This window comes from Pseudomonas sp. ok266 (assembly GCF_900110195.1).
Lineage (GTDB): Bacteria > Pseudomonadota > Gammaproteobacteria > Pseudomonadales > Pseudomonadaceae > Aquipseudomonas > Aquipseudomonas neuropathica.
The window spans coordinates 192,733-208,807 of sequence record NZ_FOCU01000004.1; the positions used below are offsets into that span (position 1 = coordinate 192,733).

Annotated in this window: 10 protein-coding genes; 1 reads left to right on the plus strand and 9 read right to left on the minus strand. The window is 58.5% G+C overall.

The window, feature by feature from the left end; all coding sequences use genetic code 11:
• The first annotated feature begins 75 nt into the window (after positions 1 to 75).
• Positions 76 to 3,840 (plus strand): hypothetical protein, encoded by a 3,765-nt coding sequence (locus tag BMY54_RS08720; RefSeq protein ID WP_139213392.1) that lies wholly within the window; start codon positions 76 to 78, stop codon positions 3,838 to 3,840.
• A gap of 48 nt (positions 3,841 to 3,888) precedes the next feature.
• On the opposite strand, the gene BMY54_RS08725 is transcribed toward BMY54_RS08720, so the two are convergent.
• The 9 genes from BMY54_RS08725 to BMY54_RS08765 all read right to left on the minus strand — a co-directional run bounded on the left by BMY54_RS08725 (position 3,889) and on the right by BMY54_RS08765 (position 16,006).
• Positions 3,889 to 5,844, minus strand: coding sequence for an acetoacetate--CoA ligase (locus tag BMY54_RS08725; protein WP_093430956.1), 1,956 nt, complete (start codon positions 5,842 to 5,844; stop codon positions 3,889 to 3,891).
• Between the two features lie 157 nt (positions 5,845 to 6,001).
• Positions 6,002 to 6,775 carry a 3-hydroxybutyrate dehydrogenase gene (hbdH, locus tag BMY54_RS08730; protein WP_093430959.1) on the minus strand — a complete coding sequence of 258 codons (774 nt, stop codon included), beginning with the start codon at positions 6,773 to 6,775 and terminating at the stop codon, positions 6,002 to 6,004.
• Between the two features lie 7 nt (positions 6,776 to 6,782).
• A complete protein-coding gene (locus tag BMY54_RS08735; RefSeq protein ID WP_093430962.1) occupies positions 6,783 to 8,174 on the minus strand; it encodes a GntP family permease in 1,392 nt (463 codons plus the stop codon).
• A 307-nt stretch (positions 8,175 to 8,481) separates the two neighbouring features.
• Entirely contained in the window at positions 8,482 to 9,888 is a 1,407-nt protein-coding gene (locus BMY54_RS08740) for a sigma-54 interaction domain-containing protein (RefSeq protein WP_093430965.1), read from the minus strand.
• Positions 9,889 to 10,055: 167 nt separating this feature from the next.
• Positions 10,056 to 11,630 carry an ABC transporter ATP-binding protein gene (locus BMY54_RS08745; RefSeq protein WP_093430968.1) on the minus strand — a complete coding sequence of 525 codons (1,575 nt, stop codon included), beginning with the start codon at positions 11,628 to 11,630 and terminating at the stop codon, positions 10,056 to 10,058.
• A gap of 9 nt (positions 11,631 to 11,639) precedes the next feature.
• Entirely contained in the window at positions 11,640 to 12,662 is a 1,023-nt protein-coding gene (locus tag BMY54_RS08750; RefSeq protein ID WP_093430971.1) for an ABC transporter permease, read from the minus strand.
• Positions 12,662 to 13,723, minus strand: a complete 1,062-nt coding sequence (locus BMY54_RS08755) for a microcin C ABC transporter permease YejB (RefSeq protein WP_034154280.1) — start codon at positions 13,721 to 13,723, stop codon at positions 12,662 to 12,664. The genes BMY54_RS08750 and BMY54_RS08755 overlap by 1 nt, the downstream gene beginning before the upstream one ends.
• Positions 13,723 to 15,591 carry an extracellular solute-binding protein gene (locus tag BMY54_RS08760; RefSeq protein ID WP_093430974.1) on the minus strand — a complete coding sequence of 623 codons (1,869 nt, stop codon included), beginning with the start codon at positions 15,589 to 15,591 and terminating at the stop codon, positions 13,723 to 13,725. Before BMY54_RS08760 ends, BMY54_RS08755 begins: the two co-directional genes overlap by 1 nt.
• A gap of 133 nt (positions 15,592 to 15,724) precedes the next feature.
• Positions 15,725 to 16,006, minus strand: a complete 282-nt coding sequence (locus BMY54_RS08765; protein ID WP_007912303.1) for a peptidylprolyl isomerase — start codon at positions 16,004 to 16,006, stop codon at positions 15,725 to 15,727.
• Positions 16,007 to 16,075: the final 69 nt, after the last annotated feature.

A 16,075-nucleotide genomic window follows, 5' to 3' on the forward strand; every position in this document is an offset into this window, starting at 1 on the left:
GGATTGGTCGTATCAAAGAAAGTAGAACGTCATCGCGCTGAAGTTGTCAGCTAATTAACTTGATGAGGTTCTAATATGAATGATAAGACCCGGAATAAAACCTTCTGGTCTTCGCCTGTTGCTCTTTCCGAATGGAAGAGCAGGGATGAAGCCGATGCCGTTGAGCGTCAATTGGTTTTGGCTCAACTAGAGGGGGCGTTAAGCCAATACACGGATGATCAAAAGATCAATTGGTATGGGCATGAAGTAGAGTTGCAAACCGGATCGTCGTTGTTCGAGATCTATAATCCCGGCAGTCTTTTGCTTAATGAGTTGCTTGCTACCGGCCCGGTATTCGGTGCGATTGCCAGGGAAGGCGCAAGCGATCATGACGGACTTCTGCGTGTTACGCCCGACGGCAAGATGGAAGTCCGTGCGGTCAGGGGGTGGGTGGATCTGGTCGCGGCGCGGCACTTTGAATACAGTGTTCCGACACAATCTGCACTGACGTTGATTTCGGATATAGCAAAAGTGGCCGGTGGTTATATATGGCCTGATAACGCTATAACCCTCGATCAATGGTTCCGCTTTCATGACATAAACTTGCCCGACAACAAGGCAAAGGTCAGGAATTTGATCGATTTATTCGAGTTTGATCCGCCAGTGCCAGAGCCGGGCAACTACTGGGAGCATTTTCAAACCGAAGATCCGGCATTGGTCGTATTAAGCGAGGAACAGTTTTCAGCTATTCGTAATGCGACTGCCAAGTTGATGCCCAACAGAAAACTTCTCACGGCCCTCTACAATGTTACCGGTCGCGCCGCCGTCACACATGAACGTGCGGCTCAACGGGTCATTGAACTCGTCAATCATCCGATTGCTCTGAATCTCGCCGGTGACTACCTGAAAGAACTGGGCTGGTTCGGTGTGAACGAGGGACAGCAGGCTTCCGATGACATTCTCCGGCAATTGCTGATGACGGCGATATTGCTCGACCTTGATCCATCGATTGGTCACGGCATACAGCGTAATCGCGTGGTCGGACTTGATCTGTATGCGCCGAAAAATGTTGATCGTCACCCCTCGGTCATACTTGAGGCGCTGACGGCTGTGCTGCGAACCCGACAATGGGTTGAGGCTGGTCTGGAGCTGTTGGTTGCCCACTTGCTGTTGGCACGCAACGCACCCGAGTTTCTGGTCAGGGAGATTCCCTCGTCGGTTACCTTGGGTTCGATTGGATGGATCAATTTCTGTCGCGCCGTCATGCTGGTCGAGACACTGAAAACCGGTGCGACGCGTGGCATGACCTATGCGCAGGTCATGGCGTATGGCGAACTTGAACCGGTCAGTGAGTCGCAGAAACACAAGCGTGACCTGGCCATGATTGACCCGATCGTCGATTGGGCATTGATCAACCAGATTGTGACCGCCGCTGAACTCGAGCAGGCCGAGCAAACCACTACCCGACGTGCAATTGACGCATTCGAGCGCCACTCGGAAACGTTCGCTCAAATCGCCAAGGCATTTTCGACGCCGTTACCCGACAGAGCGAAGATTGCCCGATCCGCTTTGCAAGTCGCCGCGCCAGGTTGCGACAGCCTGGACGAAAAAGCACTGTCCGAGAAAGGCGGACAGCAAGTCATGTCGATGGTCGACTTGCATCAATCAGGTGATCTGGTCACTGGCCAGTGGGATAGGCGTACCGTGCGCCTGGTCACTAACGGTGTCCTCAGGCCGGCCATCAACTACAACCCGTCCGGTGTCAGCCTTTACGCGCGTTACCCGAACCTGTTGAAGCTAGGATCCTGTGACGAGGAGATGGATCGTCAGCTGGCTGTGCATTTCGATGATTTGAACAGCGCCATGTTGTCTAGCGTGAAACTGGCTTTGGCGCAGATGCCAGAGGCGGATTTGCACGTCTTCATGAATGCCGATATTCACTTTCTGACCGTACGCGAGTCCGCCATTTATTCTAAATCGCGCGGCCTGGGCGGGCCCCTGAAAATTGATCTTGACCAGGAAACAATGCAAAGCAGAGATGCCGCCACGGGACGTTTTGGCATTGTGATGTATGCGTCTCACGAGAATGCGGACATCTGCTACGAACTGTTCACATCGCGCGCCGAGACTCGAAAAAATGACGCCTTGGCGGCTTTCATCAAGCGAGAGCGAAAACTGCGACAACGTTCAAGAATGAGTGCCAGTGCGGATCTAACGTTTCCACTGAGCATCACCGCGACGCAACTCCTGCCGCTCGATGTAAAACGCTATACCCATGCGACTGCTGAAGACTCTTCGATCACCAGCAGCATGGCCATTATCGATAATTTTGGCCTGCTGAACGCACCGCGAGCACCTTCGACGCCAAAGCCGGGGTTCTATCAAAAATTCAACGACCCGAATATCGAACGTATCGCCACGTTTCTGGTTAAAAATCGACCTTATCTGAACAAGAACGAGCTGAGAGAACTGGTACGCGTACCGACTCCGCTTGAACTTTCCAGGGAGGAGGGCGAGCGATTGCTGACTTATTTCATCGACCTGGTGGTGCCTTTCAAAAAGTGCATCGAGGATATTGCCTCGGGTGAACATGACAAGGTCGTCGACGGAGTTTACGGATGTCTGATGGATGGCATCGGCCTGGTGGGCACGGTGGCAGGAGCCACCTCCAAAGTCTTGAGCATATCGGCGAAGGCTATTTCAACCACATCCAGGGCGGCGCGTTTTACCCGATTGGCATTCACCTCGGCCGTTTCCCTTTTCAACCCGCTGGATGGGGTGCCCTCTGGCATTCAGTCGGGCGGAAAACTGGTGAACAAGGGCTTGTTGCGTTGTAGCAAAAACAGCCATGAACTGGTTGCCAGGGCCAACAGCCAATTGCACAAACTCAGTGGTCGTCGGCAGTCCTATGATTTGCTCGGTGCGTCGCAAAGTACCCATTTGGGGTTGGGTCACTGGCAACCTCGCGGCACGCCTGGCAGCGTTGTTGTTCTGGCGGCCCGCAGTGGCAACGAATGGTACGCCTTGAACCGCCGTGGCAAGTTGTGGGGTCAACCGCTGAGCGGCTTCGCCTATCAAACGCCCTTGCAGTTGCCGTATTCGACCAAGACACTTCCCGCGAGCTACACGCGCAACTTCATCGAAACAAGTCTGCCTCGCGCTCGGGCGAAGATTGACAACGCTATTGCTGTGATCAGCCGACATGAGTTCAAGCGAGACGGCGATCTGCTGATGAAGGCACTGTTCGGTAGCACGCCGCAGGTAGCGACCGATCGACTGGTGAATTATCTGCGCTTGATTCGCTTTGATTTCGCTGGCTTCTCGGTGAGCAACACGCTTCTCGATGCAGTGAAGCATAACGAGACACTCGCCTCTTTTGATGTGAACAACTACAAGCGATGGAAAAGTGCCAGCTCCAACGACGCATCGGGTATTGCGTTTATCGAGATTTATACTCAAAACCTGAACAAACACTTCGTCAATCTGGGCTTCAACCATGACGTGGTGGCCGATGACCTGATCCATGAACTGTTCCATGGCAGTGCGCAGACCGTGGATGTCGGCTACGCCACGGACACAGAGCATGCAAGCCACAGCGGGCAGCGACTGGATGTAGCGCAGTTGCTGGATCTTGCGTCCGGCAACCTCCCTGTCGCGGACTCGATCGCTGGCAATCATGCGGTATCCAAGGCCTTTGAGAATGCCGACTCGCTGGCAATTGCCACTTCGTTACTGAGTCAAATGGCTACGGACAAAACGACATTCGACCGCAACATGACGATCATTCGCAGGGCACTCGATGCCAGTGGCGGTAGAGCGATTGGTCAGCCGGTTGTGATTACGCTGAACAAACCCCGCTGACGCCAGGCACCGTCGCCAACGCTTGCCGTAAGCGTATCAGCGCCGGGTTCAAATGCTCAGTTCCAGCCGATCCCGAAACTGCTCCAGCGCTTCGGGATTGGCCAACGCATCGGTGTTTTTCACCGGCCTGCCGTGCACCACCTCGCGCACTGCAAGTTCGACAATCTTGCCGCTGATGGTGCGCGGAATGTCCGTCACCGCAACGATCTTCGCCGGTACATGCCTTGGGGTGGTATTGGCGCGGATCTCCTGACGGATGCGTTGCTCCAATGCGTCATCCAGTGCCAGCCCTTCGCGCAACTTCACAAACAGCACAACCCGCACGTCATCCTGCCACTGCTGACCGATAGCGACGCTGTCCAGCACTTCGCTGACTTTCTCGACCTGCCGATAGATCTCCGCTGTGCCAATGCGCACGCCACCCGGGTTGAGCACTGCGTCAGAGCGACCATGGATCAGCATCCCGCCGTGAGGCCGTTGCTCGGCATAATCGCCCTGTGCCCAGACCCCGGGAAACAGGCTGAAATACGATTGCCGCAATTTTGCGCCGTCCGGGTCATTCCACAGGCCAATCGGCATGGCCGGGAAATGCCGGGTGCAGACCAGTTCACCTTTTTCACCGAGCACCGGTTGGCCGGCGTCATTCCAGACTTCGACCGCCATGCCCAGGCTCTTGCCCATGATCTCGCCGCGCCGCACCGAGGACAGCGGATTGGCGTTGACGAAGCACGAAACGATATCAGTGCCGCCTGACATCGACGCCAGGCATACATCCGCTTTCAAGTCGCGATAGACGAAGTCATAGCTTTGCGGCGATAACGCTGAGCCCGTGCACAGCAGCGTCTTCAGGCTGCCCAGATCATGACTTTCCCGGGGCTTGGCGCCGCTGCTTTCCAGGGTGGCGAGAAACTTGGGGCTGGTGCCGAACACGCTGATGCGCTCGTCGTCGATCAAGTCGAGCAAACGCTGGTTGTCCGGGTGAAACGGCGAGCCGTCGTACAGTACCACGGCGCTGCCGACCGCGAGCGCCGAGACCAGCCAGTTCCACATCATCCAGCCGCAGGTGGTGTAGTAGAAAAGTCGATCGCCGGGGCCGAGATCGCAATGCAGGCCGTGTTCCTTGACATGTTGCAGCAACACGCCGCCGGTGCTGTGGACGATGCATTTCGGCACGCCGGTGGTGCCGCTGGAATACAGCACGTACAGCGGATGATGGAACGGCACCGGGACAAAGTCCGGTTCGCCACCGACCTGATAAAAGTCATCCCACAAAGTCACTTCGGCGGGAGTCTTGTAAGCCTCGACACGGGCCTGCGGCTGGGCGTATGGCACGATGATCAACTGCCTCAGGGTTGGCAGTTGCTCAAGTATTCCGTTGATCTTGTCGGTCTGCCCGATGACTTTGCCGGCATAGCAATAACCGGCGCAGGTGAGCAGCACCTTGGGTTCGATCTGGCCGAAGCGATCGATCACCCCATGGGTGCCGAAATCCGGCGAGGAGCACGACCAGATCGCACCGAGGCTGGTGGTGGCGAGCATCGCCACCAGGGTCTGCCAGGTATTGGGCATGCAGGCGGCGACGCGATCGCCAAGACCAACACCGGCGGCCTGCAAACTGGCCTGAAATCCGGCGACATGCTCGGCGAGTTCGGCCCAGGTCAACTGCTCGCGTTGACCGTTCTCCGCTACGCTGATCACCGCCACGGCATCGTCACGCCGCCGCAGCAGGTGTTCGGCGAAGTTCAGCGTGGCGCCGGGAAACCACTCGGCGTCGGGCATCTTCGAGCCTTCGCGCAGCACGGCATCGGGTTGCGTGTGGAAGCGGATATCGAAGAAATCGACAATCGCCTGCCAGAATTCCGCGCGCTGCTCGACGCTCCATTGGTGCAGGGCAGGGTAATCGTCGAGTTTCAGTGAATGGCGTTGATTGACCGCACGACGGAAGGTGTCCATGCGCGACTGGGCGATACGGTTGGCGTCGGGTTGCCAGAGGATGTCGGACATTGTTTGCCTCTTGTTTTATTCATGCACAAGGTCGAGCGCACACATAGCACCTGTGGGAGCGAGCCTGCTCGCGAAGACGTCCGCACATTCAACGACTTCATTGGCTGACCCACCGCTTTCGCGAGCAGGCTCGCTCCCACAGAGGGGGATGGCTGTGCTATTGCGCCAACCACCCACCATCAATATTCCACGCCGCGCCGCGCACTTGGCTGCCAGCCTCGCTGCACAAAAACAACACCAGTTCGCCCAGATGCTGCGGCGTCACGAATTCCAGCGATGGTTGCTTCTCGGCCAGCAAATCATGCTGCGCCTGCTGCGGATCGACCCCCTTGGCCGCACGGTCGTCGATCTGCTTCTGCACCAGTGGCGTGAGCACCCAGCCCGGGCAGATCGCGTTGCAGGTGACATTGCTGGTCGCGGTTTCCAGGCCGACCACTTTGGTCAAGCCGATCACGCCGTGCTTGGCGGCGACATATGCCGCTTTGCCGGTCGAGCCGACCTGGCCATGCACGGAGGCGATGTTGATGATCCGCCCCCAGCCTTTGGCGCGCATTCCCGGCAAGCTCAAACGCGTGCTGTGAAACACCGAAGACAGGTTGATGGCAATGATCGAGTCCCAGCGCTCGACCGGAAAATCCTCCACGGCGGCGACGTGCTGGATGCCGGCGTTGTTGACCAGAATGTCGACACCGCCGAATTCGCGCTCGGCGTAATTGATCATGTCGGCGATCTGCGCCGGGTCACTGACATCGGCCGGATGATGGCCGACCATGCCGCCGAACCGGGCGACTTCGGCGATGACTTTCGACGCGTCGCCAAAACCATTGAGAATCAGATTCGCGCCAGCCTTGGCCAGGCTCAGTGCGATGCCCAGACCAATGCCGCTGGTGGAACCAGTCACCAGCGCGGTCTTGCCGGAAAGAGTCGTCATGAATACCTCACACAATGCCAGTGGCGTAGAAAGTGCCGATCACTACGAAAACCGCCAGGGTCTTGATCAGCGTAATACAGAAAATGTCTTTGTAGGCTTCGCGATGGGTCAGGCCCGTCACCGCGAGCAAGGTGATGACCGCGCCGTTGTGCGGCAGGGTGTCCATGCCGCCACTGGCCATCGCGGCGACGCGGTGCAGCACTTCCAGCGGAATATTCGCGGCGTGGGCTGCACTGATGAACTGCTCGGACATCGCCGCCAGCGCAATGCTCATGCCGCCGGAAGCGGAACCGGTGATACCGGCCAAAAGGGTCACGGTGATGGCTTCGTTAACCAGCGGATTGGGAATCTGCTTGAGCCAGTCCGCCAGCACCAAAAAGCCTGGCAGCGACGCGATCACCGCGCCGAAGCCATACTCCGAGGCGGTGTTCATCGCCGCCAGTAATGCGCCGCTTACGGCACTTTTGCTGCCTTCGGCGAGCTTGCTGCGAATCGCCTGAAAGCCAAACGCCAGCACCATCAGAATGCCGACCAGCAAAGCCGCCTGCACGGCCCAGATCGCCGTCAGTTTGGCGATCTCGGTGGTCACCGGAGCCGCCATGCCCGGCAGCGCGAGACTGTGGGTCTTGCCGTACCACTGCGGAATCCATTGGGTGAACAGCAGGTTCATGATGCCCACCGCCAGCAATGGCGACAGGGCAAGCCATGGGTTTGGCAGTTTCAGATCTTCAGCGGTTTCCGGCTCGTTGCGCAATTCAGTGCCGTAGCCTTCGCCAGCACGTTGCGCCTTGTTGCGTTGCCGCTGCAGAAACAGCATGCCGGTGCAGAACACGAAAATCGTGCCGATCACGCCCAGCCACGGCGCCGCCCATGCGGTGGTGTTGAAAAAGGTGCTGGGGATGATGTTCTGGATCTGCGGCGTGCCCGGCAGGGCGTCCATGGTGAACGAGAAAGCGCCGAGAGCAATGGTGGCCGGGATCAGCCGCTTGGGGATATTGCTCTGGCGGAACATCTCGGCAGCAAACGGATAGACCGCGAAGACCACCACGAACAGCGACACGCCGCCGTAAGTAAGCAGAGCGCAGACCAGCACGATCACCAGCATCGCTTGCTTGGTGCCGAGCAAGCGAATGGCCGCCGCGACAATCGAACGGGAGAAGCCCGACAGTTCGATCAACTTGCCGAACACGGCACCGAGCAGGAATACAGGGAAATACAGTTTGATGAAGCCGACCATTTTTTCCATGAACACCCCGGTGAACGCAGGGGCAACGGCGGAAGGGTCGGTGAGCAGAACTGCGCCGAGGGCGGCAATCGGGGCGAAGAGGATAACGCTGTAGCCACGGTAGGCGGCCAGCATTAGCAGCGCCAGGGCTGCCAAGGCAATGATCACACTCATGGTGTGTCTCTCCAGAATTGTTATTTTTGTGGGTAGAACGGGTGTGGGAGAGGTGTTAGCGAGATCTGTGCCAGATACGTAAGCAATTGAAATATATGAAGTTAATCTGAGTGATTGAGTGGCGAATGAGTTGTTTGTCTCTGTTTTGAGATGGTGTTGATCGATTTGGCGTCATCGCGAGCAGGCTCACTCCTACAGGGGGGATGTGTACACCGGTAAAACTTTAGGAGTGAGCCTGCTCGCGATGAGTGCGAAGCACTCCTTTGTGCATATCTACATATAGAGATTAACGTCTCTATATGGAGATTCAGGCGATTCCCAACGCCACCATTTTCTTGTACAACGTCGACCGCCCAAGCCCCAGTCGAGCCGCCGCTTCCGGCACGTTTCCCGCGCATTGCACAAGGGTCGACTGAATCAGTTGCCGGTCGAAACGCGCCCGCGCCTCGGTGAACGTCTCAGACACCGACGCTTCAGCCATTGGCGTCAGCGCACGCTCGACCGGCGTCAACGTGCCAATCGCCGCACGAATATCCTGCTCGGTCAGCATCAAGTCATCACTGAGCAACGCCGCTCGCTCCAGCACATTGCGCAGTTCGCGAATGTTCCCCGGCCACGCGTGCTGTCCGAGCAATGCCAGCGCATCACCGTGCAGTTCATGCTGGCTGCGCAGTTCTTCAAGAATGGCTTCGCTGAGCGCTGGCAGGTCATCAAGACGTTCACGTAGCGCCGGCACTTGAATCGGCAACACATTGAGGCGGTAGTACAAGTCGGCGCGGAACTCACCGCGTTTGATCGCCGCTTGCAGATCGGTCGAAGTCGCGGCAATCACCCGAACGTCGCTCTGAATCACCTCGTTGGAACCGACCGGCTCGAACTCCTTTTCCTGCAGCACACGCAGCAGTTTGCTCTGCAAGGGCAGCGGCATGTCGCCGATCTCGTCGAGGAATAACGTGCCGCCCTGGGCGATTTGTAGCTTGCCGGTGCGACCCTTGCGGTCGGCGCCGGTGAACGCGCCCGGTGCCGTGCCGAAAAATTCCGCCTCCAGCAGTGCCTCGGGAATTGCCGCGCTGTTGATGCTGACGAATGCTTTGTGCGCCCGTGGCGAGGCACTGTGAATCGCTTGGGCCAGCAGCTCTTTGCCGGTGCCGGTCTCACCGAGCAGCAACACCGGTGACTCGGCGCTGGCACTGCGCCGGGCGCGGCGTTTGACTTCAAGGCTGGCGGCGCTGGTGCCGATGAAATGGGCGAAGTTGTATTTGGTCTGCCGGGCGCGCAGCAGAGAACGGGTCGAGGCCAGTTCTTCCTGCATGCTCAAGTAGCGTTTGAGCATCGGTGACAACGTGCGCAACTCGTCGAACAGGGCAAAACCGATCGCGCCGATGACCGTGCCGGCGTCATCGTGGATCGGCAGGCGCATCACCACCAAAGGCTCCTTCGGTGTGTCCTGCATGTCCAGAAGAATAGGGCGACCGGTGCGCACGACTTCCCGCAACAGGCTGCCGGGAATCACGCTTTCACAGGGTTTGCCGATCGCGCCTGCAGCCGATTCAAGACCGAAACGCCGAGCATAACGTTCGTTCATCCAGACGATGTTGGCATCGCGATCGACAATCACCGTGCCTTCGCTGGACTGCTCGATGATCTCGAACAGCGAACGGATTGCCAGGGTGCGCACCCGTTGGTAGTCCTTGAGGCTTTCGGTGGTGTTCATGGAGGCTGATCCTGATTGTATGTTGCCTGTTCCGGCCCTTTCGCGAGCAAGCTCGCTCCCACAGTGAACCGGGTTGTTCACAAATGTTGTAAACGACCGTGAACCTTGTGGGAGCGAGCTTGCTCGCGAAAGCCGTGACCCGGTTTCAGGTCGAGCACAGATTATGCCTACCCCGGATGCGCCGCCGCCAACAGCTCTTTGGTGTACGGATGCTGCGGCGCATCAAACACCTCATGGCTGGCGCCACGCTCGACCACTTTGCCGTCCTTGATCACGATCATGTCGTGGGCCAGGGCGCGCACCACCGCCAGATCGTGGCTGATGAACAGATAGGTCAGACCGTGTTTTTCCTGAAGCTGGCGGAGCAGGGCGACCACTTGTTTCTGCACCGTGCGATCCAGCGCCGACGTCGGCTCATCAAGCAGGATCAGCGCCGGTTTCAGCACCAGCGCTCGGGCGATAGCGATGCGTTGGCGCTGGCCACCGGAGAATTCGTGGGGATAGCGATGGCGACTTTGCGGGTCGAGGCCGACCTCTTTGAGTACACGGATGACTTGCTCATCGCATTCATCAGCCGTCGACTCGCAGTGCACTTCCAGGCCTTCGCTGATGATCTGCGCGACTGACATGCGCGGGCTGAGGCTGCCGAACGGATCCTGAAACACCACCTGCATCTGGCGGCGCCATGGGCGCATTTGCTTCTGACTGAGACCGTCGAGTGCCTCGCCCTGAAAGCGGATACTGCCTTCGGAGTCGAGCAGACGCAGGATCGCCTGACCCAGCGTCGACTTGCCCGAACCCGACTCGCCGACGATGCCCAGCGTCTTGCCACGCTGGATGCTCAGGCTGATGCCATCCACCGCCCGCAGGTACTGCTTGCGCTGGAACAGACCGCCACCGACGACAAACTCAACCTTGAGATCGTCAACCTCCAGCACGTTTTCGCGCTCATCCCGAGGCAGTGCTTCGCCTTCGGGCTCGGCGTTGAGCAGCACGCAGCTGTAAGGATGCTTCGGTTCGGTAAACAGGGTTTCGCAGGGTGCCTGCTCGACGATTTCCCCGGCCTTCATCACGCACACGCGTTGCGCAATGCTGCGCACCAGATTGAGGTCATGGCTGATCAGCAGCAGCGACATGCCCAGGCGCTGTTGCAGGGATTTGAGCAGCAGCAGGATCTTGCGCTGCACGGTCACGTCAAGCGCGGTGGTCGGTTCGTCGGCGATCAACAGCTCCGGTTCGCAGGCCAGGGCCATGGCGATCATCACCCGTTGGCGTTGTCCGCCGGAAAGTTGATGCGGGTAAGCCTTGAGGCGTTCCTTGGGTTTCTGGATGCCCACCAGTCCGAGCAGTTCGAGGATCCGCGCCTGCGCCGCTTTGCCGCCGAGGCCACGGTGTAGCAGCAGGGTTTCGCCGATCTGTTTTTCGATGGTGTGCAGCGGATTCAGCGAGGTCATCGGTTCCTGAAAAATCATGGCGATGCGGTTGCCACGCAGTTCGCGCAAGACTTTGGGATCGGCGCCGATCAGTTCCTGTCCGCGATAGCGAATGCTGCCAGTGGTTTGCGCTTCGCTTTCGGGCAGCAATTGCAGAATCGAATGGGCAGTCACCGATTTGCCTGAACCCGACTCGCCAACCAGGGCCAGACACTCACCGGGGCGAATGTCCAGGCACAGGTCGCGCACCACGCTCTGGTCATGGAAGGCAACGTTGAGGTTACGGATTTCAATCAGGTTGTCAGTCATGGCCACGCTTCAGGATCGAGGGTCGAACGCGTCACGCAACGCTTCGCCGATGAACACCAATAAAGAAAGAATCAGCGCCAGGGTGAAAAACGCCGTCAGCCCGAGCCACGGTGCTTGCAGATTCTGTTTGCCCTGACCGATCAACTCACCCAGCGAGGCGCTGCCGGCGGGCATGCCGAAACCGAGAAAATCCAGCGCGGTGAGGGTGGAAATCGCCCCGGTCAGAATGAACGGCAAGTAGCTCAATGTTGCATTCATGGCGTTGGGCAGAATGTGCCGGAAGATCACCTTGCGATCGCTCAGGCCCAGCGCGCGGGCGGCTTTGACGTACTCCAGATTACGTCCGCGCAGGAACTCGGCGCGCACCACATCCACCAGCGCCAGCCATGAGAACAGCGCCATGATCCCCAGCAGCCACCAGAAATTCGGCTCGACGAAACCGGAGAGGATGATCAACAGGTACAACACCGGCAGCCCCGACCAGACTTCCAGCAAGCGCTGCCCGAGCAAATCGACCCAGCCACCGTAGTAGCCCTGCAATGCCCCAGCGGCGATGCCGATCAGAGCGCTGACAAAGGTCAGCATCAAGGCAAACAGAATCGACACCCGAGCACCGAAAATCACCCGCGCGAGCACGTCTCGTGCCTGATCATCAGTGCCCAGCCAGTTGACCGCCGTCGGCGGGCTCGGCGCCGGTTTGTTGAGGTCGTAGTTCGGTGTGTCGTCACTGAACGGAATCGGCGGGAACAGCAGCCAGCCACCGTCCTTGCGAATCAGGTTCTGCACATAGTCGCTGCGGTAATCGGCCTGGAACGGCAGCTGTCCGCCGAACTCCTGCTCGGTGTGGCGCTTGAACACCGGGAAGTACCACTGGTCCTGATAGCTGACGACCAGAGGCTTGTCGTTGGCGATCAACTCACCGCCCAGTGTCACCACAAACAGGCCGATAAACAGCCATAACGACCACCAGCCACGACGGTTTTTCTTGAAGCGCTCGAAGCGCCGGCGGCCCAGAGGCGAGAGCTTGAACATCAGGCGTTCCTCGCGGCGAAGTCGATGCGCGGGTCGACCAGCGTGTAGCACAGGTCACCCACCAGTTTTATCAGCAGGCCGAAGAGGGTAAAGATGAACAGCGAACCAAACACCACCGGATAGTCCCGCGAAACTGCTGCTTCGTAGCTCATACGCCCAAGACCATCGAGGGAGAAGATCACTTCGATCAGCAAGGAACCGGCGAAGAACACACTGATGAATGCCTGAGGAATGCCGGACACCACCAGCAGCATCGCGTTGCGGAACACATGGCCGTACAGCACGCGACGCTCGCTCAGGCCTTTGGCGCGCGCGGTCACCACATACTGGCGGGTGATTTCATTGAGAAACGAGTTCTTGGTCAGGATCGTCAGCGTGGCGAAACCGCCGATCACCAGCGCCGTGACCGGCAGCACCAGGTGCCAGAAGTAGTCAGCGATTTTGCCGAGGGTCGACAGCGATTCGAAGTTGTCCGACACCAGGCCACGCACCGGAAACCAGTTCAGCGACGTGCCGCCGGCAAACACCACGATCAGGAACATCGCAAACAGAAACGCCGGCATCGCGTAGCCGATGATGATCGCCGTGCTGCTCCAGATATCGAAATGACTGCCATGGTGCACGGCCTTGCGGATCCCCAGGGGGATCGACACCAGATAGGTGATCAGTGTCGCCCATAGCCCGAGGGAAATGGTCACCGGCATTTTTTCCAGGATCAGGTCGGTGACTGTCGCGCCACGGAAAAAGCTTTTGCCGAAATCCAGTTGTGCGTAGTTCTTCAGCATCAGCCACAAACGTTCATGGGCCGGCTTGTCGAAGCCGTACTGTTTTTCGATGTCCTTGATCAGTTGCGGATCGAGGCCGCGACTGGCGCGGGAAGTACCGCTCATGGTTTCGCTGGCGCCGCCGCCGACACTGGCGCCGCCGATCCCTTGCAGGTGAGCGATGGCCTGTTCCACCGGACCGCCGGGCGCGGCCTGGATAATCACGAAATTGACCAGCAGGATGATCACCAGCGTCGGGATGATCAGCAGCAGGCGCCGCAGTATGTAACCCCACATCAGTGCGGCCCTCCGGGTCTGCCACGGGCAATTTTTTCCGCGGTCATCTGCTGATTGGTCAGCGGTGTGCTGCTGATTTCCCACCAGCTCTCGATGGCTTCGTCATTGCTGGCTTGCACCGACGGAATGCCGAAACGGTTCCACCACACGGTCGAGGTGCCCGGTGGATAGTAGTTGGGAATCCAGTAGTAATTCCATTGCAGGACCCGGTCGAGGGCGTGCGCGTAATGCAGCATGTCGGACTGGGTGGAGGCGCGGATCAGGCCGTTGATCAACGTATCCACGGCAGGATTTTTCAACACCATGTAGTTGTTCGCGCCTGGGTCGTTGGCCGACGCGGAGGCGAAGTAATTGAGCAATTCGCCCCCCGGCGAGGTGCTGACCGGGTAGCCGGTGACGATCATGTCGTAGTCGCGGCTCATCAGGCGATTGACGTATTGCGAGGAGTCGATACGGCGGATGTTCAGATCGATGCCGATCTGTTTCAGCGTGCGCTTGTACGGCAGCAGCAAGCGATCCATGCCGTTCTGGCTGACCAGGAAGGTGAAGCTCAGTGGTTCGCCCTGGGCGTTCACCAACTGATCGCCATCCGGTTTCCAGCCCGCCTGTTCGAGCAGTTCGAGGGCCTGCAACTGTTTGTCACGGATGACACCGCTGCCATCGGTTTTCGGCGCCTCGAAGACTTTAGTGAAAACCTCTTCGGGAACCTGGCCGCGCAGCGGTTCGAGGATTTTCAGTTCCTGCGCATCGGGCAGTTCGCTTGCCGCCAGTTGCGTGTTGGAAAAGTAGCTCTGCTGGCGGATATACATACCGCGCATCATCTGCCGGTTGCTCCACTCGAAGTCCCACAGCATGGCCAAGGCCTGGCGTACGCGGCGATCGGCGAACATGGGTTTCTGCAGGTTGAACACAAAACCCTGGGCTGACTGTGGCGCCTCGGTGGCCAGATGCGCCTTTTGCAGGCGTCCGTCGCTCAGTGCCGGGCTGTCATAGCCGATTGAGTAGCCAGTGGCCGAAAACTCGCGGTTGTAGTCATAGGCGCCACCGCGCAGCACTTGGCGGGCGACGTCGGTATCACCGAAGTACTCGATGCTGAAATGATCGAAATTGTACAAGCCACGACTGACCGGCAGATCCTTGCCCCACCAGTCGGCGTTGCGTTCAAACGTGATACTGCGCCCCGAATCGACCTTGCCGACTCGATACGGGCCGCTGCCCAAGGGGGCTTCATAACCGCCGCCGCCGGCGAAATCGCGACTCTTCCACCAATGCTCGGGGAATACCGGCAGGGTCGCGATGTCCAGTGGCAGGGTGCGGTTTTCATTACTCTTGAAATCGAAGCGCACGGTTAGCGGCGCTTCGACTTCGACGCCTTTGACGTCGGCAAACTGGGTGCGATAACGCAGGCTGCCCTGGGTCATCAATAAATCGTAGGTGTAACGCACGTCTTCGGCGGTGATCGCTTTGCCGTCGGCGAAGCGTGCCTTGGGATTGATGTAGAAGCGCAGCGACAGACCATCGTCCGAGCGTTCCATCTTTTGCGCGACCAGACCGTAGACCGTGTAAGGCTCGTCGAGCGAACGCTGGGCCAGCGGCGAATAGAGCAAGCCATCGATCTGAGTGACGCCGATGCCTTTGTCTATATAAGGAAGGACATGGTCGAAGTGGCCGATCTCGATGGCCGAGCGACGCATTGTCCCGCCCTTTGGCGCTTGCAGGTTGGTGTAGTCGAAATGACTGAAACCGGCAGGATACTTGGCAGGCTCGCCATAAACGGTCAACGCGTGTTGCGGTGCAGCGTTTGCGCCGGTGGCGCCCGTTAACAGGGCGAGGGCGGTGAGCATCAATGTGGGGAAAACCAGTCGCATTGTCAGCCTTGGAACCGGGAAATCGATAAGCGCAAGTTGTACGCGAGAGGCGCGTCAGTCGCCAGCCGTATATGTAACTGAAACACAACGGCCCACCAGAAGGCGGGCCGTTGGCAAGCAATCAGGCGACGGATCAGTCCTGACGGCTGGTGACTTCCAGCAGGTGATAACCGAACTGGGTTTTTACCGGACCTTGCACGACGTTGATTGGCGCGCTGAAGACCACGGTGTCGAATTCCTTGACCATCTGGCCAGGACCGAACGAACCCAGATCACCGCCCTGACGGCTCGATGGGCAGGTGGAGTTGGCCTTGGCAACTTCGGCGAAATCAGCGCCACCTTCGATCTGGGCCTTGAGTTCGTTGCACTTGTCTTCGCTGGAAACCAGGATGTGGCGGGCAGTGGCTTTAGCCATGGGGAAACTCTCCAATCTATTTCAGTAAAAGTGTGGAGCCTACCGGATTCAGTGGGCGAATTCTCGGCA

What these genes read in the sequence shown, in the direction of transcription:
- BMY54_RS08765 (WP_007912303.1), bottom strand. Translation starts at nt 16,006, where the DNA reads ATGGCTAAAGCCACTGCCCGCCACATCCTGGTTTCCAGCGAAGACAAG.
- BMY54_RS08755 (WP_034154280.1), bottom strand. Translation starts at nt 13,723, where the DNA reads ATGTGGGGTTACATACTGCGGCGCCTGCTGCTGATCATCCCGACGCTG.
- BMY54_RS08720 (WP_139213392.1), top strand. Translation starts at nt 76, where the DNA reads ATGAATGATAAGACCCGGAATAAAACCTTCTGGTCTTCGCCTGTTGCT.
- BMY54_RS08745 (WP_093430968.1), bottom strand. Translation starts at nt 11,630, where the DNA reads ATGACTGACAACCTGATTGAAATCCGTAACCTCAACGTTGCCTTCCAT.
- BMY54_RS08750 (WP_093430971.1), bottom strand. Translation starts at nt 12,662, where the DNA reads ATGTTCAAGCTCTCGCCTCTGGGCCGCCGGCGCTTCGAGCGCTTCAAG.
- BMY54_RS08725 (WP_093430956.1), bottom strand. Translation starts at nt 5,844, where the DNA reads ATGTCCGACATCCTCTGGCAACCCGACGCCAACCGTATCGCCCAGTCG.
- BMY54_RS08740 (WP_093430965.1), bottom strand. Translation starts at nt 9,888, where the DNA reads ATGAACACCACCGAAAGCCTCAAGGACTACCAACGGGTGCGCACCCTG.
- hbdH (WP_093430959.1), bottom strand. Translation starts at nt 6,775, where the DNA reads ATGACGACTCTTTCCGGCAAGACCGCGCTGGTGACTGGTTCCACCAGC.
- BMY54_RS08735 (WP_093430962.1), bottom strand. Translation starts at nt 8,174, where the DNA reads ATGAGTGTGATCATTGCCTTGGCAGCCCTGGCGCTGCTAATGCTGGCC.
- BMY54_RS08760 (WP_093430974.1), bottom strand. Translation starts at nt 15,591, where the DNA reads ATGCGACTGGTTTTCCCCACATTGATGCTCACCGCCCTCGCCCTGTTA.